25 protein-coding genes are annotated in these 16,295 nt (G+C 48.8%); 17 read left to right on the forward strand and 8 right to left on the reverse strand.

From position 1 onward, the window contains the following. Window positions 1-8 precede the first annotated feature (8 nt). The 3 genes from pknB to C1A10_RS03145 are packed head-to-tail and all read left to right on the forward strand — an operon-like array spanning window position 9 to window position 3,507. Window positions 9-1,961: a Stk1 family PASTA domain-containing Ser/Thr kinase gene (gene pknB, locus C1A10_RS03135; RefSeq protein ID WP_101908837.1), complete on the forward strand. Its 1,953-nt coding sequence runs from the start codon at window positions 9-11 to the stop codon at window positions 1,959-1,961. A 32-nt stretch (window positions 1,962-1,993) separates the two neighbouring features. Then, the gene (gene rsgA / locus C1A10_RS03140) at window positions 1,994-2,884 is read left to right on the forward strand and encodes a ribosome small subunit-dependent GTPase A (protein ID WP_180950952.1); all 891 of its coding nucleotides are present in this window, start codon (window positions 1,994-1,996) and stop codon (window positions 2,882-2,884) included. Next, window positions 2,881-3,507, forward strand: a complete 627-nt coding sequence (locus tag C1A10_RS03145; RefSeq protein WP_101908838.1) for a thiamine diphosphokinase — start codon at window positions 2,881-2,883, stop codon at window positions 3,505-3,507. The genes rsgA and C1A10_RS03145 overlap by 4 nt, the downstream gene beginning before the upstream one ends. 44 nt (window positions 3,508-3,551) lie before the next feature. Here C1A10_RS03145 and spoVM read toward each other — a convergent pair whose 3' ends face one another. Continuing rightward, entirely contained in the window at window positions 3,552-3,635 is an 84-nt protein-coding gene (gene spoVM / locus C1A10_RS18915) for a stage V sporulation protein SpoVM (protein WP_101908839.1), read from the reverse strand. Window positions 3,636-3,656: 21 nt separating this feature from the next. Continuing rightward, window positions 3,657-3,815 carry a hypothetical protein gene (locus C1A10_RS18335; RefSeq protein ID WP_180950953.1) on the reverse strand — a complete coding sequence of 53 codons (159 nt, stop codon included), beginning with the start codon at window positions 3,813-3,815 and terminating at the stop codon, window positions 3,657-3,659. Between the two features lie 141 nt (window positions 3,816-3,956). On the opposite strand from C1A10_RS18335, the gene C1A10_RS03155 reads away from it, so the two are divergent. Beyond that, window positions 3,957-5,021: an aldose epimerase family protein gene (locus C1A10_RS03155; protein ID WP_341456880.1), complete on the forward strand. Its 1,065-nt coding sequence runs from the start codon at window positions 3,957-3,959 to the stop codon at window positions 5,019-5,021. Between the two features lie 68 nt (window positions 5,022-5,089). Here the strand turns inward: C1A10_RS03155 and C1A10_RS18340 are convergent, their stop codons facing one another. Continuing rightward, entirely contained in the window at window positions 5,090-5,728 is a 639-nt protein-coding gene (locus tag C1A10_RS18340) for a hypothetical protein (protein ID WP_180950954.1), read from the reverse strand. Window positions 5,729-5,960: 232 nt separating this feature from the next. Here C1A10_RS18340 and C1A10_RS18345 point away from each other — a divergent pair, with 232 nt between their 5' ends. The 6 genes from C1A10_RS18345 (at window position 5,961) to rd (ending at window position 9,364) form a co-directional block, all read left to right on the forward strand. Continuing rightward, a complete protein-coding gene (locus tag C1A10_RS18345) occupies window positions 5,961-6,134 on the forward strand; it encodes a hypothetical protein (protein ID WP_180950955.1) in 174 nt (57 codons plus the stop codon). A 23-nt stretch (window positions 6,135-6,157) separates the two neighbouring features. Then, window positions 6,158-7,651, forward strand: a complete 1,494-nt coding sequence (locus tag C1A10_RS03165) for a recombinase family protein (RefSeq protein ID WP_101908840.1) — start codon at window positions 6,158-6,160, stop codon at window positions 7,649-7,651. A gap of 205 nt (window positions 7,652-7,856) precedes the next feature. Beyond that, the gene (locus tag C1A10_RS03170; protein WP_101908841.1) at window positions 7,857-8,150 is read left to right on the forward strand and encodes a late competence development ComFB family protein; all 294 of its coding nucleotides are present in this window, start codon (window positions 7,857-7,859) and stop codon (window positions 8,148-8,150) included. A 246-nt stretch (window positions 8,151-8,396) separates the two neighbouring features. Beyond that, the gene (locus C1A10_RS03175; RefSeq protein WP_101908842.1) at window positions 8,397-8,753 is read left to right on the forward strand and encodes a cupin domain-containing protein; all 357 of its coding nucleotides are present in this window, start codon (window positions 8,397-8,399) and stop codon (window positions 8,751-8,753) included. Window positions 8,754-8,755: 2 nt separating this feature from the next. After that, window positions 8,756-8,944 carry a ferredoxin gene (locus C1A10_RS03180; protein ID WP_101908843.1) on the forward strand — a complete coding sequence of 63 codons (189 nt, stop codon included), beginning with the start codon at window positions 8,756-8,758 and terminating at the stop codon, window positions 8,942-8,944. A gap of 261 nt (window positions 8,945-9,205) precedes the next feature. Continuing rightward, window positions 9,206-9,364 carry a rubredoxin gene (gene rd / locus C1A10_RS03185; protein WP_101908844.1) on the forward strand — a complete coding sequence of 53 codons (159 nt, stop codon included), beginning with the start codon at window positions 9,206-9,208 and terminating at the stop codon, window positions 9,362-9,364. A 23-nt stretch (window positions 9,365-9,387) separates the two neighbouring features. On the opposite strand, the gene C1A10_RS03190 is transcribed toward rd, so the two are convergent. The 5 genes from C1A10_RS03190 to C1A10_RS03210 all read right to left on the reverse strand — a co-directional run bounded on the left by C1A10_RS03190 (window position 9,388) and on the right by C1A10_RS03210 (window position 13,013). Continuing rightward, the gene (locus tag C1A10_RS03190) at window positions 9,388-9,918 is read right to left on the reverse strand and encodes a manganese catalase family protein (protein WP_101908845.1); all 531 of its coding nucleotides are present in this window, start codon (window positions 9,916-9,918) and stop codon (window positions 9,388-9,390) included. Beyond that, complete coding sequence (locus tag C1A10_RS03195) at window positions 9,906-11,336, reverse strand: recombinase family protein (protein WP_101908846.1); 1,431 nt, start codon at window positions 11,334-11,336, stop codon at window positions 9,906-9,908. The genes C1A10_RS03190 and C1A10_RS03195 overlap by 13 nt, the downstream gene beginning before the upstream one ends. Before the next feature lie 42 nt (window positions 11,337-11,378). Beyond that, window positions 11,379-12,008, reverse strand: a complete 630-nt coding sequence (locus C1A10_RS18695) for a YHYH domain-containing protein (protein ID WP_242968817.1) — start codon at window positions 12,006-12,008, stop codon at window positions 11,379-11,381. Between the two features lie 39 nt (window positions 12,009-12,047). Then, window positions 12,048-12,425, reverse strand: coding sequence for a hypothetical protein (locus tag C1A10_RS03205; protein WP_101908847.1), 378 nt, complete (start codon window positions 12,423-12,425; stop codon window positions 12,048-12,050). Between the two features lie 174 nt (window positions 12,426-12,599). After that, window positions 12,600-13,013, reverse strand: a complete 414-nt coding sequence (locus C1A10_RS03210; protein ID WP_180950956.1) for a helix-turn-helix transcriptional regulator — start codon at window positions 13,011-13,013, stop codon at window positions 12,600-12,602. Window positions 13,014-13,160: 147 nt separating this feature from the next. On the opposite strand from C1A10_RS03210, the gene C1A10_RS03215 reads away from it, so the two are divergent. The 7 genes from C1A10_RS03215 (at window position 13,161) to C1A10_RS03240 (ending at window position 16,143) form a co-directional block, all read left to right on the forward strand. Further along, window positions 13,161-13,391 carry a helix-turn-helix domain-containing protein gene (locus C1A10_RS03215; protein ID WP_101908849.1) on the forward strand — a complete coding sequence of 77 codons (231 nt, stop codon included), beginning with the start codon at window positions 13,161-13,163 and terminating at the stop codon, window positions 13,389-13,391. A 97-nt stretch (window positions 13,392-13,488) separates the two neighbouring features. Then, a complete protein-coding gene (locus tag C1A10_RS03220) occupies window positions 13,489-13,674 on the forward strand; it encodes a hypothetical protein (RefSeq protein ID WP_101908850.1) in 186 nt (61 codons plus the stop codon). Between the two features lies 1 nt (window position 13,675). Next, on the forward strand, window positions 13,676-13,831 hold the full coding sequence (locus C1A10_RS18350; protein WP_180950957.1) for a hypothetical protein: 156 nt from the start codon (window positions 13,676-13,678) through the stop codon (window positions 13,829-13,831). A gap of 14 nt (window positions 13,832-13,845) precedes the next feature. Then, on the forward strand, window positions 13,846-14,127 hold the full coding sequence (locus tag C1A10_RS03225) for a hypothetical protein (protein WP_101908851.1): 282 nt from the start codon (window positions 13,846-13,848) through the stop codon (window positions 14,125-14,127). Then, a complete protein-coding gene (locus C1A10_RS03230; protein ID WP_101908852.1) occupies window positions 14,124-14,405 on the forward strand; it encodes a hypothetical protein in 282 nt (93 codons plus the stop codon). The genes C1A10_RS03225 and C1A10_RS03230 overlap by 4 nt, the downstream gene beginning before the upstream one ends. Window positions 14,406-14,795: 390 nt before the next feature. Then, window positions 14,796-15,638 carry a hypothetical protein gene (locus C1A10_RS03235; protein ID WP_101908853.1) on the forward strand — a complete coding sequence of 281 codons (843 nt, stop codon included), beginning with the start codon at window positions 14,796-14,798 and terminating at the stop codon, window positions 15,636-15,638. Between the two features lie 103 nt (window positions 15,639-15,741). Next, window positions 15,742-16,143 carry a DUF2256 domain-containing protein gene (locus tag C1A10_RS03240; RefSeq protein WP_101908854.1) on the forward strand — a complete coding sequence of 134 codons (402 nt, stop codon included), beginning with the start codon at window positions 15,742-15,744 and terminating at the stop codon, window positions 16,141-16,143. Window positions 16,144-16,295 lie beyond the last annotated feature (152 nt).

Below are 16,295 nucleotides of genomic sequence, written 5' to 3' on the forward strand. Positions count from 1 at the left end.
ACATAGGAATGGATAAATATTTAGGCAAAAAGCTTGATGGCAGATATGAGATCATGGAAATCATCGGTATCGGGGGCATGGCGAATGTCTATAAGGCCTATGACGTGCTGGAGGACCGGATTGTAGCGGTCAAGATCCTGCGCGAGGAATATATGGACAATGAAGACATGCGGCGCCGGTTTAAAAATGAAAGCAAGGCCATGGCGGTGCTGAACCATCCCAATGTTATGCGCGTGTATGATGTCAGTTTTTCCGACCGGATGCAGTCGATTGTGATGGAATACATTGACGGAATTACGCTCAAGGAGTATATTGAGCAGCAGGGCGTGCTTCAGTGGAAGGAAGCGGTCCATTTTACGGTGCAGACCCTGCGGGCGCTTCAGCATGCCCATGAAAAGGGGATTGTCCACCGTGATATCAAGCCTCAGAATATTATGCTTCTGTCTGACGGCACCATCAAGATCACTGATTTCGGCATCGCGCGGTTTGCCCGCAGCGAGGCCCGCACGCTGACCGACAGGGCGATCGGCTCGGTGCATTATATCAGCCCGGAACAGGCTGCCGGCGGGACAATCGATGCCCGCACCGACATTTACTCGGTCGGCGTTATCCTTTACGAGATGCTTACCGGGCAGGTCCCTTTTGAAGCCGATACCCCGGTGTCGGTCGCGCTCAAGCAGATTCAGAATAAAGCGGCCCTGCCGCGCACGCTGAATTCTTCCATCCCGGAGGGGCTGGAGGAGATTACCATGCATGCCATGGAGAAGGACGCGGCAAAACGCTACCAGTCCGCGGCACAGATGCTGAGGGATATCGATGAATTCAAGCGCGATCCGTCGATTTCATTTGAATATAAATATCTGAATGTACCGCTGCCGGCGGAAAACAGCAAGTACACCAATGCGATACAGAATGCCCGAAAGGATCAAAAAAAGGTGAAACGCAAAAAAGAAAAAACAAAACGGGCTCCGATTATTCCGGTTCTCGCCGGAGTAACGACGGCTTTTGTGATTGTGACGGCGGCGTTTATCGGCTGGATGATTTATCTGAACAATCCGTTTGCGCCCGTCGAAGATGTGGAAGTCCCCACATTAATCGGGCTTAAGTATGATGACATCAAGATTTCCCCCAAATACGAAAATTTTAAACTGGAAGTGGAAAAAACCGATTACAACAACGATTACGGTAAAGGGGTCATTTATGACCAAAGTCCCAAAGCGGGAACAAATGTCAAAGTCGATTCGATTGTCAAAGTAAAAATCAGCACCGGCCAGAAGACGATCAAGCTGACCAATTTTGAAGGCATGGACGTCAAGCAGGTGATTGCCCAGCTCAAGGAGTGGGGCATTGATTATGATGAAAAGGCAATGTTCAGCGATACCATACCGCTGGACAGCATCGTGAAAACAATTCCCGGAGAGGGAGAGGAAGTTTCCGCAGGCGAAGTGGTGACGCTCTATGTCAGCATGGGCAAGGAGCAAAAACAGGTTACCGTGCCGGATCTGGCAGGAATCAGCATCGAGGATGCGCGTACCCTGCTGCAGAATTATAAACTGCAGATCGACAAGGTGACCTACGACTCTGATTATGACGGCGAATTCCCGGACGGTACGATTATCGAGCAATCTCCCGCGGCGGATTCCATGGTGGAGCAGAATAGCAAGATCAACGTGACGGTTGCCGGCGAAAGCAGCGGGCCGATCAAGATGTCCCTGTTTGTTCCGCTGCCTGCGTCGGTTGACCGCGATGTGGAAATGTCCGCCACACAGGACGGCGAGGAAGTCGCCAAGGAAACGCTCAATCCTTCCAATGCCAAGGTCTGGAAACCTGCTTTTGAAGGCGAAGGGATCACAGAGGTGAATATTTTCTTTGATGGAGAGCTTTATCAGGTGTATGAGCTGGACTACGACCAAAAAGGACACCGCATTCTCCATAACTACGCAGACGAATTTGAAGAATGAAATCAAAATCTATTTCTGTGAAGGGCGGCTGTATGGAGTATCTGACAGGTCTGATTACGAAAGCAACGGGCGGGTTCTATTATGTGACAGCCGGTGCGGAGGTTTATGAATGCCGCGCCAGGGGGCTCTTCCGAAAAGAAGGAGTCAGCCCTCTCGTTGGGGACTCAGTGAAAATGGAACAGCTTGGGCAGGGCAAGGGACAGGTCGCGGAAATCCTGCCGCGCAAAAACGCTCTGGTGCGCCCGCCGCTTGCAAACCTGGACACATTTGTACTTGTCACTTCGGTTGCCGACCCCGCGCCAAACCTTCTGGTCATCGACAAGATGATGGCGATTGCCTGCCACAAAGGCATCCGGCCGATGCTGGTAATTACCAAGAGCGACTTGGGCAGCGCGAAAGCGCTGGAAGAGATTTACAGCAAAATAGGGATTTCGGTGTTCACTGTAACCGATAAAAGCGATGAGGGAATTGAACAGATTCGGGCGGCGCTTTCCCATGGGATCAGCGCTTTTTCCGGCAACACAGGCGTAGGGAAATCCAGCCTGCTCAACCGCATTGATTCCCGTCTGGCCCTTGAAACGGGGGAAACCAGCCAGAAGCTTGGCCGGGGCCGCCACACCACCCGCCATGTGGAGCTGTTTCCTACCGGTGAGGACGGGTACATTGCCGATACCCCCGGGTTTTCCGCGGTGGAACTTGAGCGGTATGAGGTGATTCTGAAAGAAGAACTTGCCGGATGCTTCCCGGAATTCGCGGAGTATACGGATCATTGCCGGTTTACCGGCTGTTCGCATACGGTGGAGAAGGGCTGCGCGGTTCTGGAAGCTGTAAATCAGGGAAAAATCCATCCGTCGCGTCATGCAAACTACTGCGCGCTTTATGAGGACGCAAAAAAAATCAAGGAGTGGGAACTGAAAAAATGAAGCGCTGCATTGTGCTGACGGGCGGGCCGCTGTCCGATTTTGACCGTGTCCATCCGGAAATTCGTCCGGACGATTTTATCATAGCCTGCGATTCGGGATATGCGGCCGCCAGATATTTTGGCATTACCCCTCATCTGGCAGTGGGGGATTTCGATTCCCTGCAAGAAACGGTTCCGCCGGACATTCCGGTATTAAAGGCCTCTACGCATAAGGACGATACGGATACCATGCTGGGGCTTCGCTGCGGTCTGGAACGGGACTGCCGTGATTTCCTGATACTGGGCGGCTTCGGCGGCCGTCTGGATCATACGATTTCCAATCTGCAGGCGCTTTCCTTTCTCTGTGAAAACGAAGCAACGGGGCAGATTCTGTCGAACCGGAATGCGGCATGGATTGTCCGGAACGGTTCTCTGCATATCCCCCGGATGGAAGGATATCATCTTTCCGTGTTCGCGTGGGGAGGGCCCTGTACAGGCGTAACACTGGAGGGGCTGGAATACCCGCTTACCGATTACACGATGCGTCCCGTTATCCCTGTGGGCACAAGCAACGAATTTTCCGCCGAAGAGGCGGTAATCACGGCGGGAAACGGCACTTTGCTGGTAATTGCCTCCCGGGAATAAAAAAGCTTTGGGCAAGCCGCCTGATGGGCCTGCCCAGAGCTTTTTTATGTATTCTCTTTTTTTATACCGAACAGGAGCCGTAAAATTGGCGCGAGGAACCGCGGACTTTTTACAACGACAATTTTCATGAAGATAAAGCCTCCTTTGAATCACAAAATCAGGATACGTATTCCGAGAGCGACCAGACAAACGCCGGCTAATATCAACACCAATTTCAACGAGGCAAACACGGCAAGCACTACGCCCAATCCAAAACCGGCCCCCATCAGCGCCCAGCAATTACAATCCAGAAAATCCTTGCGTTTCATCTTGTCACCTCCGCCCTGCGTATAGTTCAATATACGCATTTTAAGGATTTTGGTGACAGACAGCCCTGAATTTCATTTACATTCCCGCAGAGACGGACTATAATGAAAAAAAAGACTGCAGCATAAAAGGAGAGGCGTTTCATGACAGCAATGACAGTAAAACCGTTTGCCATCCTTGAAGACGGGAGAACCGCGGAGCTTTATACCCTGAAAAATGTGAATGGAATGGAAGTCGCCGTAACCAATTTCGGCGGCGCAATTGTATCCCTTCTGGCCCCTGACCGGAATGGAATGTTTGCGGATGTGGTGCTGGGACATGCCGGCTATGAGGGATACCGGGCGCGCAGGCATTTTTTCGGCGCACTGGTTGGGCGCTGCTGCAACCGCATCAAACAGGGCCGGTTTACATTAAACGGGAAAACCTATCAGCTTGCTGTCAATGACCAGGGGAAAAACCATCTTCACGGCGGAATTGAAGGGTTTGACCAAAAACTGTGGGATGCCCAAACCGTGGTGCGGGACGGGAACCAGGCGCTGCGGCTTACCTATACCAGCCCGGACGGTGAGGAAAATTATCCGGGTACGCTTTCCGTCAGCGCCGAATACCTGCTGACAGACGGCAATGCCCTTGAGCTGCGCTATTCTGCGGTCTGCGATGCCGATACGGTATGCAACCTGACAAACCACTCCTACTTCAATCTTGCGGGCCATGATTCCGGAACGGTTTTAAACCATCAGCTGAAAATTTATGCGGATTTTTTCACCGAGGCAGACAGTGAAAGCATTCCCACAGGGCGTGTCCTTCCGGTTGCCGGTACGCCGATGGATTTCCGGGAGTTTTACCGGGTGGGCGAGCGGATTGAAGCGGATTACCAGCCGCTGCATTTCGGCGGCGGATACGACCATAACTGGGTGCTTAGAAAAGGAAACGGTGTCATGGGGCCTTGCGCGGAGCTCTATGAAGAAACAAGCGGGAGGCATATGATCTGTGAAACGACGCTGCCCGGCGTCCAGTTCTATTCAGGGAACGGCTTGGATGGAACCATCGCCGGCAAAGGAGGCTGCAACTATCAGAGGCGCGGCGCGCTTTGCCTGGAAACACAGTATGCTCCGGATTCTGTGAACCACCCTGAATGGGATAACCCAATTTTGAAAGCCGGACAACGTTATGAATCTGTCACCGTTTACCGTTTTGATGCGAAGTGATATAGAAAAAAGCCCGCGCAAGCGGGCTTTTTTTATGGACTGATCTGTATAGAGGCGCCCGGCAGGGCTCAGCCCCATCCATTATTGCTGTGTTTGCTCCGCTTTGCGGAGGGGTTGTTGGAATATGGGCTGACCTGGTTATACCCGTAGTTGGATGTATTAAGGATTGGCTGATTGTACTGATAGGCTGGGTAGACATCATTCGTTTTTGAGGCGGATGTGTCAGCAACTTTGGAGACGCCGGCAGTTTTGGATACGTTGGTATCGGCAACCTTAGAGACATCGGCGACCTTGGACACGTTCATATCGGACACCTTGGAGACGTCGGCGACCTTGGAGATATTCATATCGGACACCTTGGAGACGTCGGCGACCTTGGACACGTTCATATCGGACACCTTGGAGACGTCGGCGACCTTGGACACGTTCATATCAGACACCTTGGAGACGTCGGCGACTTTGGCCGTGTTCATATCGGCCACCTTGGAAACATCAGCGACTTTGGAAGCACCGGCAGTTTTGGAAAGATTGATATCAGCTATTTTTGAAGTGACGTTCTCTATGACCTTTGAAGCAATATCGGATACTTTAGAAGTGGCAGCTTCTGATACTTTGCTGACAGGAGTATCCAGGGATTTGTAGGCGGTAACCGGAGAAACCTGATTGATCTGTGCGTTTGCCATCGGATTCACCATGTTTTCGGCCATGTTCGAGACTCCGGCTACAGCATTGACGGGCTGAGGAGCGACCGGAGCGATGTCAGCGGGGTTGCACTTTTTATCAAAGCTGGGGTTGAATGCGTAAAAATTTCGGCAGTCCAGGTTATCCTGTGTAATCCGCAGCGCTTCCCCCAACCGTGCAGGGTGAAATAGTTCATAACTGCTTTTGCATGCGAACCGCGCCTGCCGCATACATAAGATAGCGGAGAGGAGTGGTTCTATGGAAAAGCAGGACCTGTTCGACAAAGAGGAAGTCCAAACGCTGCTGTATGGGAAAAGTTATGTGGTTACAAATTATTTTCCTAAGCTCCGGCCTGATGATTACCGGCAGCGCATCAGTCAAATAGCCTGCCGCCTTTATGAAATTCTGGATAAACGCCAGCCGCCTGAATAAGAGAGAGGGAAAGAAGGGCGGCAATGTATGCGCTGTATGCAAGACAGTCAGTAGAAAAACCGGACAGCATCTCTATTGAAAGCCAGCTCGAATACTGCCGGTATGAAACAAAAGGACAGCCTTATAAAACCTATGTCGACAGGGGCTTTAGCGGAAAAGACACCCACCGCCCGGCATTTGAACAGATGCTGTCAGATATTCGGGCGGGGCAGATCCAGACTGTAGTGGTCTATAAATTAGACCGCGTGAGCCGTTCCGTTCTGGATTTTGGCAGACTGATGGAGGAGTTCGAAAAAAGTAAGGTTGCTTTTGTTTCCGCGACGGAAAAATTCGACACACAGACCCCCATGGGCAGGGCTATGCTGAATATAGCCATGGTGTTTGCCCAGCTTGAACGGGAAACCATTCAAAAGCGGGTGGCGGATTCTTATCTGGCACGCAGCCGTCATGGATTTTATATGGGCGGAAGAGTTCCGTATGGTTACCGGCTGGAACCGGCCGAGATTAACGGGGTCCGTACGTCCGTATATGTTCCGGAAGAAAAAGAGGCACAGCAGGTAAAACTGATTTATTCAATGTATGTAAACAGCGATTATTCACTGGGAAAGATCCTTCAGTTTTTTGAAGAACACCAGATCCGGCATCTGCGCGGAGGCAGGTGGAATACCGCGCGTCTCAGTGAACTTCTGCGCAATCCGGCTTATGTAAAGGCGGACGCCGGTATCTATCGCTATTATCAATCTCAGGGCGTGGAAATCATCAATGACCTGTCAGATTTCCAGGGCGGAAATGGGTGCTATCTTTACCGGCAGAGGAAAAATGACAAAAAATGCGCGGCTTTCCCAAAAGATACGCTGGTGTTGGCCCCGCATGAAGGGCTGGTTTCGTCCGGCTTATGGCTGGCATGCAGAAATAAATGCGGGGAGCGCCCATATCCCGCTGCCGTCGGGAAAACAAAAAACACCTGGCTTGCGGGAAAAGTAAAATGCGGAAAATGCGGGTATGCGCTGACAGTCAAAAAATCCGACACAAAAATGGGCCGATATTTTGTGTGCAGCGCAAAATATACCGCAAAGGGATGTACCGGCGCCGGGACGGTTTATGTACTGGCGGTGGAGGACTGCCTTTCGGAGCAGATCAAAAAGAGGCTGGAACAGTTTCAGAATGCTGGTTTTCCGGAAGATAACCGCGACTCCCAAACAAGTACATACCGGCAGCGGATTGAAAAGCTGGAGGAGTCGATTGACCGGTTGGTCGATCGGGTCGGGCATTCCACGGATGCCGCCATGGAAGAAATCAACCGGCGTATTAACCGGCTCTGCTGTCAAAAGCGGGAATTACAGGAACAGTTGAACGTCTTGACGCAGGAGACTGTAAAACAAAGCTTTCGGAAGGACATTCCTTTAGCCGCCATCTGGGAAGAGACGGAACCGGTGGAAAAAAAACAGATAACAGATAGTTTGATTCAGTCTGTTCAGGTTGCAGACGACAGGATTGACATTGTCTGGAAGATTTAATTTTTGAAGAACAGCTGGCAGGAGGCCGTGAAAAGAATTTTACCGCGGATGTTGCTTTCCTGATTTTATTGTCGAATATTGTTGTATAAAGCTTTATCGGGGATGCAGCTGAAGGATGACGCGGTGATAGAGCCGCAAAAAGCGGCTGAAATTAAAAAACCAAAAGGGCATTTACGCAGAGCAAGACAGATGAGAGGTGCAAACTATGCAGCAGACAAATTTAATTTCGAAAAATATGATGGAAGACTTGGTAGACGACAGGCTGGAAGAATTGATGAGATTCTCAGGCGTTTGCTGCTGCGAACGCTGCCGTGCAGATGTGCGGACGCTTTCCCTCAATACGCTGCCTGCGAAATATGTCATGAGCACGAGTGGGGACGTCTATGTCCGGTTTCAATCGTTGGAGCCTCAGATGCAGGCTGATATTGTAACCGCGATTATGAATGCAATTGAGGTCGTGCGCGCCAACCCAAGACATGACAAATATTTTTGTTATTAAGGCGAAATCCTAAGCACCAGATAACACAGCAGAACGCCGGAGGCGCTCTGCTGTGTTTTTTAGAAAGAAATCAAGCTGCTGGCCGGCATGATTTTGCCGGATTGAATCATAATAAGACAGACAGTGAATTTCAGCCGCCAATATTTTCTAAAAAAGAACTTTTTGTGGTATTTACAACGGATTTTATCGTTTAAATCCAGTATGATACAAATAGAAAGAATCTTAAAAGCTGTAAGGAGGATCACAATGGAAGATATATTTTTAAAAAATCTGGACCGGGAAACCGTGCTGAAGCTGTCGGAGCAGGTGAGTTTTCTGCCGGGCCAGATTGTGAGCAAGACTCTTGCACAAAATTCCGCAGTCAGCCTCACGTTGTTTGCTTTTGACAGCGGAGAGGAAATCAGCACGCACGAGTCCCATGGAGACGCGCTCGTAATTGCTTTGGAAGGCGCGGGTGAAATTACGATTGACGGCAAGAAACAAACGCTTCGGGCGGGCGAATCGATTGTGATGCCGGCAAATCATCCGCATGCGGTATTTGCACCCGAGCCTTTTAAAATGTTTTTGATCGTGGTGTTCCCACAGAATAGAAAGGAGTCATGAAAATGAAAGCAACAATTGACAGAAACGGATGTATCGGATGCGGCCTTTGTGCCAGCATCTGTCCGGAGGTGTTTTGCATGGCGGATGATAATTTAGCCCAGGTGTGCGGCGACGTGACCGAGGAGACCCGGGACAGCGTTCAGGAAGCGAAAGAAAGCTGTCCTGTCAGCGTAATTGACACGGAAGAATAAGAATCTTTTTGTAAAAAACGGTTACATAAAAACAGGTTTTGATTTCAAATATGCGCGAAGGCTTTTTTGGAAAATAGTAGAAATCGAAATCAATTGATGCTATAATATAAAAAAGTTTTAGCGGCATACTACCAAGGTCTGCAAACTTTTTTCTGCTGCTTAAAAGCAGCAGGAGCAAAGGCCGATTCGTGACGGCTCAGCAAAAAGCCCTGACGGTTCGGCTCAGAGTGAAATGAAAAAAGAAAGTGGAGGAATCGGAACATGAAAAAGTATGTATGCACAGTCTGTGGATATGAGTATGATGAGGCTTTGGGAGATCCGGATAACGGGATAGCTCCCGGAACAAAGTGGGAAGACCTCCCGGATGACTTTGTCTGCCCGGTTTGCGGCGTCGGCAAGGATTTATTTGAGGAGCAGTAATTCTTTTCGGCTGTTTCGGAAAATCAACAGGAGCTCTCCGGTTTACGGGGGGTTCCTGTTTTGTTTCCATCCGCACGGTTTGCTTCCCCGAAGCGTTGGAAATGTACGACTTCACGCGCGCGCAGGAATTTGATCGGGTCGCGGACATCGGAGTCATCAATCAGGCGCAGGATGTTGTCGTAAGACAAACGGGCTTTTTGCTCGGCGGCGAGATCTTCGGACAGGTCGGCAATCGTATCGCCTGCTACCTGGAGTGTGCCGGCCGAAAACGGAACGCCTGATGCCCCCTGCGGATATACCCCGGTGGTGTGGTCAACAAAATAGACGTCGAACCCGCTTTTTTTAATTTCACTCATGGAAAGATTGCGTGTCAACTGATACAGGATGGCGGAAACCATTTCGATGTGACCAAGTTCTTCGGTTCCGATATCCGTCAACATGGCTTTTACCTGTGCGTAGGGCATACTATAACGCTGCTGAAGATAGCGGGTGGCAGCACCCAGCTCACCATCCGGACCGCCAAGCAGTAAAAGGATATAATTTATAAATAACAATAAACTTGGAACTTGTTCTTAGACCGATCAAAAACAATTTCATCTACAAACCCGCGCAAAATCAGGTTTTTATTTGCGCCTGAAATATCAGGGTTGCGCAGGTCTGCCACGACGCCGCGGTGCTTTTCAAAAAATTCATTTCGGATTTCATTAGACGTCTTTGCAGGCGCAGAATGGTTGCGCTCCAATTTTGCAATGGCATCTAAAATTTTCCGCTTGTTTTCCTTATACTCTTGGAGCGTATCTATACCGTCCTCATAGGCGGCTCGGATGCGCTCCATTTTTGTATGTTCGCGTTGGATCATGGCATTGATCATAGAATTATCGTTTCCGGGCACAGATACAGATTTGAATGTCAACGGAAAATCCTCGTGTAGGAAGCCGCTCTCAATCAAATCAATAACGCGCCGATTTGCTGTAGCTTCGGATATATAGTGAGAAACTTTGCACACCCCTTTTGCGTACGAGTGGCATTGCAGACCGGAGCTGGAACGAACGAGCGTACTCCCGCAATCGCTGCAACGCACAAGGCCCTTTAGCATGAAGTCATCCGGCCAGGCAGACTGGCGGGCAAATTTAGCATACATTTTTTTACGGTCAGCCAAGATGTCCTGCGCCTGCTCGAACAATTCAGATGAAATGATCGGTTCATGATGACCTTCAGACAGAATAATATCGGGGCTGCTGTAATTCCTCTCCGTCTTCCCATTAGTGCTCCAGCGGATTTTTCCAACATATACGGGATTATGTAGCATATACTCCACCGTGCGGTTTTCCATTGGATAGCCTTTTTTTGTACGGACTCCCATAGCGTTCAGTATAACGGCCAGATCACGGCAGCCGGCGCCGGACACAAACTTTTCAAACACCATCTGAACAATCGGGGCTTTTTCTGGATCGGGAACAAAAGTGCCGCCTTGCGCCAGATAGCCGAAAGCGGGGGAACCAACCACACCACCACGGACCGCCTTTTCAGACATTCCGCGCTTGACCTCCTCTGCCAGGTTGACAGAATAATATTCGTCCATTGCCTCAATAATAGCTTCCATCAAGACAGAAGTCTTATCATCGCCTACCGGCTCACTAACGGAAACCACATCAATATTACACTTTTTCCGTAGCATGGACTTATAAACAACGCTGTCCTCGCGATTGCGGGCAAACCGGCTGAACTTCCAAACCAAAATCACATCAAACGGCTTGGGGGAAGATTTTGCAATGCCGATCATGCGCTGAAATTCAGGGCGCTTATTCGCGTTCCGGCCGCTGCGCCCTTCATCTTCCATAAATATGTAATCCTGAGAAAGCACAATGTCATTAGCCTTAGCATATTCTTTTATTTTGTGAAGTTGGCTGTCAGGAGAAAACTCCAGCTGATCATCCGTAGAAACACGGACATAAGCCGCGCCGATGCGCAAATCAAAGACCCCCTTGAACCATATCTTTTTTAACAGTGAATTTTATTTATGCTTTATTTTCCTGACGATACGTACAATTAAGCGAACAATTGCATAAGTACAAATTAAAATCACTAACCAGGTAACGGATAGCTCACGATCTTCTAATTCAACAGATAAGTTTTCATTACCTTTGTTTAATTCATTGATCTTCGAATTAAGATTGGCAATTTTATCAGCAGATTCATCACGTACCGCGCTAGAGCCTTTATCATAGCCTTGCCGATAAAGATTCTCACCGAATTCAGTTAATTCGTCATAGGTCATGTCAACCTTGTCGGAGCCATCTGGGAGAATAAGCGAAGGGCCTGAACTTGACTCATTAGGTACTGATTCGTCAGCATCCAGAAGGGGAGCCAGTGCAGGAATCGAACTTGATTCGGACGATGGAGAAGTATCCGCGCTTTTTATGGAACTTGGGACTGAATTGGATATGGATTCATAAGGACAAATTCCATTCGGGTGCAAGTGAGCCGGGTAGCCATGATGATAGTGATAGGGGCCAAGCCCGCTCACATTATTATTATCCCTGTGCCCGCCATTTGCGTCGGTGCGTCCGCTGTGCGCAAACACAGGAAGAGCCAATAAAAACAAACAAACGATCACTAATACAAACCAACTCCGCTTCTTCATTCCGTCCCCTCCACGATGCAAAACAGGCATAAGAGGCCCTTATTTTTTAGTAGCATACTTCTCCAAATCCAAATCAAAAAAGAACGGGACGATAAAAGCCATGGACAACAGCCAGAAAAAAGCCATAACGGGATCAGCCTTAATAAACAATCCGGAGACATATACGGTTCCGCTCAACAACAAAAAGGCGATACCGGTCTCCACGAGACCAATTACCCCCAATAACTTAGGATTAAAACGCCCCTTCCATCCGTGAGCCAATAAGGCGGGGAAAAGATAATATTTTTTTATGGGATATAAAATCGGATTTGATTTTTTGAATATAGAAATAGCCGTTAGCACAAAAACAATTGGAAGCCCAACTACAATATAAGTAGGAAGAAATGCAAAAAGTAATATAAGGAAAAACCATTCCATAAATATTCTCTCCCATCTTTCATATTAAAAAGGTGATGCCGTTGGTTTCAGCGGCATCACCTTTTTGTTTATGTCGTGATGTCCGTCCAAGATGTCAGAAACTACAAAACCAAAGATGTCAGGTGTAATAAGTCACGAAGATGAAAACGACGCCATCATAGCGGGTAATAGGCATCACAGTTTTTGTTTTGTAGCCTTGGCTGGGTTTACAGCGTTTTCGGGATTCATAGTATGTATGATATCATCCGCCAAAGCGGAGGAATCAAGCGAGGGAGTTTCGATCTCAAGCAGCTTATCAATGGCATATTGCACTGCAGGATGATTGCGATAAGCGAGTATTACTTTTTCTTCATGAGCGCTTAACGAATGCACGGAAGGGATTTTTTTAAACCCAAACGCCTCGTCCACCGAAACCCCATAGATATCGCACAGAGCAAACAAAGTATCTGCATCTGGCTGAGATTGACCGGTTTCCCAGGACGCTAAAGTTTGTTGCTTACGGCCAACTTTCTCAGCGGCTTGTTTTTGAGTATACCCGGCCTTAATTCGAATCTCTTTCAATATTTTTGCAATTTCATCTTTTGTCATAAGTAAACCCTCCATGGGTAGATTATACCATTTGAATTTCAAAAATCAATACAAAAACTGAAAAATTCGGTAAAAATGTTATTGACAACCGAAATTTTCAGTAGTATCATATAGTTGTACCGAAGAATTCAGTAAGGAGGAATAAAAATGAAAGACATTCGTGATAATCTGAAAACCGCCATCGAAAGAAGCGGCATGAAACAAATCGCAGTAGCAGAACGTGCCAATCTTAGTCCTGCGAAACTATCAGGAATTTTAAATAAGAAGCGCAAATTGGAAGCTGGAGAAATGTTTAGCATCTGCGAGGTAATTAACATTTCACCCGAGAGATTGAAACTCTTTTCCACCGACCAGGACCAAACCGACAAGGCCAGCTGACCGCACTTTTCCGAAAAATCGGAAAATCAACTATGCTCTTGCTGTATTTGTGATAGGACAATCTACCGGAATCATACAGAGAATTGAGGTGATCAATATGCCGAGATTTCCACCGCCATGTGACGAATTGTTGATAACCATTAATGGCGAGACTGTTCCCGTACAATCGCTCCCACCGGAAGAGTGGGCAGCCTACAAAAAGAAAATGATGGAAAATGTCGGCAGGATCATGTCGGCAGAACTGGCAAGGGAAGCCATGATGAGCAGGGAAAGGGATGTATAAAATGATCTGCCTCAGACTTGTAAAAATCATCTACGGCGACGGTAGCGCTGAAAGTTATCTTTCACCAGCGACCTACAATGAAGTGCTGGAGCAGGCGAGGGAAGTAGCGCGGGCGCGCGGGACTTTTGTACGTGGCTTTACATTCAGATTATCGTAACTCAGGAGGACGTCATGAAAAGTATTTTACAGGACGACAAAGAGTGCTTTGCTACACAATCAACCAGCAATCTGCATAAGCATCACATCTTCTTCGGAAACGGATACCGTAAAATATCCGAGAACAACGGGTTTTGGGTTTGGCTTCGGCAAGACTGGCACAACGGCGAGGATTACGGAGTACATTCCAATAGGCAATTTGATCTTAAACTGAAACGCCAATGCCAGGCCAAATTCGAAGAAACCCATTCCCACGAAGAGTTTATGCGCCTGATCGGGAGGAATTACCTGCCATGAACGACGAACTTTGCCCGCGCTGCGGAGAACATCCAATTGCGGAGGGCAACACGCTTTGTACATCCTGCCGGCGCGAGATCGGCCCGGACGGTTTCATTCCACACTATAACACTGCCTGCCCGGTATGCGGCGCCGAACTGCAATTTGCAGTCAACTGCAAAAAGCACCGCGCCCTGGTCTGCCTGTCGCACTGCTACACCTGCGCCTACATAGACGAGCAGACCAGCATAACCCGATGCGACTTCCTCCGTAAAAAAGTGCACGAAAAAACGGTTTAACCCCTGCCGACCAAAGCCGGGTTAAACCGTTTGCAATATCTAAGTACGGACAAGCCGTCCCTATACCAATATAGTACCACAATATCATGTGTATTGTCAAGCGGACAAGCACTTTTAACGCTAAATATAGAGTGGACAAGCAGGGCAAACCAATGCCTTTGAGTCCCTCGTAATGGGTATTAACTTTGTGCCCATCGTTTTACACTAAGCCAGAATAAGGAGGTCATAACACATTTTCTTTTTAATTGACTGAACCCATGTGGGTGCGGGGGTGAATGGTCAGGCGGTTGGAAAGTTGGAAACCTTGTTTTCAATCTTTTCAATCACCTGGACAGAGGGGGACAGTCCCCCTTCATCAGGACAACAAAGACGGAAAGGGGGAGCAGCTGCTTGCCTGGAACCGGGAATATCAGAGAAAAATGGGTTCACTGCGGAAACGGGTACAACGAGTTTTACATATATGCCAAGTCAGACACGGACCCGCCGACCAAACGTAACAAACACTACCGCGAATCGCGGCCGGCACAGCAGAACCTGAACGACAAATACGCCCGCCGGTACTTCATCCGGCTGGTATACGGGAACTTTTACTGGAAGGATTACCACATCAGTGCAACCTATGACGAAGAGAATCTACCTAAGACGTGGGAACAGGCCGTGCGGGACGGAGCTAACTATATAAAACGCATTGCCCGACGGTGCAAAAAGTTGGGGCTCCCGCCGCCGAAGTGCCTCGGCATCATCGAGTGTTACGACAAAATCGGAAAACCCTGCCGCGTCCACCATCATATCCTCGTATCCTGCGGATTGACCCGGGAAGAACTGGAAAGCCTCTGGCACAAGAAGGGCATGAAAAAAGGTGAGACCATCGGGTTTGTCAATGCGGATCGTATCCGCAACAGCAAGGACAGCATCGAGCGTCTGGCCCGGTATATCAGCAAATATCCCGACAAGGCCGACGATATAGAGGATGCCCAGGAGCTGGACGAGCTCCACCGTCGTCCGCGCGGCCGGCGCCGCTGGTATTCCTCCGGGGACCTAATACGGCCGTTTGAAACCTACGCGGACACCAAGTACAAGCCGCGGGAGTTCGGAAAGATGCTGGACCGGTACCGTGACCGGGATTTCTGGGAGGAAACTTACCCAGGGTATCAATATATCGGGTGCACCCGGGAGCACAGCGATCTGTCCGGATGGTGCATCTGCCTGAAAATGCAGAAAATGACATGTTGACAACAAAGGAGCGCTGAAAAAATGGACAAATTTTATCACATTACCGCCGCATACGATAAGGATTGCACACCTCAATCACTAGAAGCCGCAACTAAGGATATGCGTGATTTTTTCCGCCGAATCAAAAAAAGATGCAAGCAGCAAGGGACGGAACGTCCTGAATACCTTCTGCTCCAGAAAGTGCTATGCCGCAAAGCGCTATCTGGATAATAACCCGGAGGTAACCAAGACCTGCGCCGTCTGCGGAAAACCGTTCCAGACGCGCATCAAAAACGATGTTTATTGTTCCGACGAATGCAAGGATAAGGCTTCCCAGCGGGAAAACGTCCTCAACCGGGACTATACGGAACTGACCCCCTACCTCTGCCAGAAGTGGCGTCGGGAAGGTATGAGCATCAAAAAAATTGCGGCCTTGGTATCCAGGTCACCGGAAAATGTGCGCAAGGCTCTGAAAATCAGGCTCTCTCGGGAAGATTACGCAACGATGGAAGAATATGCAAGATAAGGAAGGCTTCAAATGGGACAGAACTGCATAGAGCGGATGGAAACCAACCACACAAAATACAAAATCGCCATGTTCCGGGTAAAGCAGCAACAGCCTTATGAGTTTAAAAAGGCTTATGCAGAAATACGCGCATGGGAGTTTTACAAAAAGAT

It is taken from the genome of Marasmitruncus massiliensis, assembly GCF_900186535.1.
Classification (GTDB): Bacteria; Bacillota; Clostridia; order Oscillospirales; family Ruminococcaceae; genus Anaerotruncus; species Anaerotruncus massiliensis_A.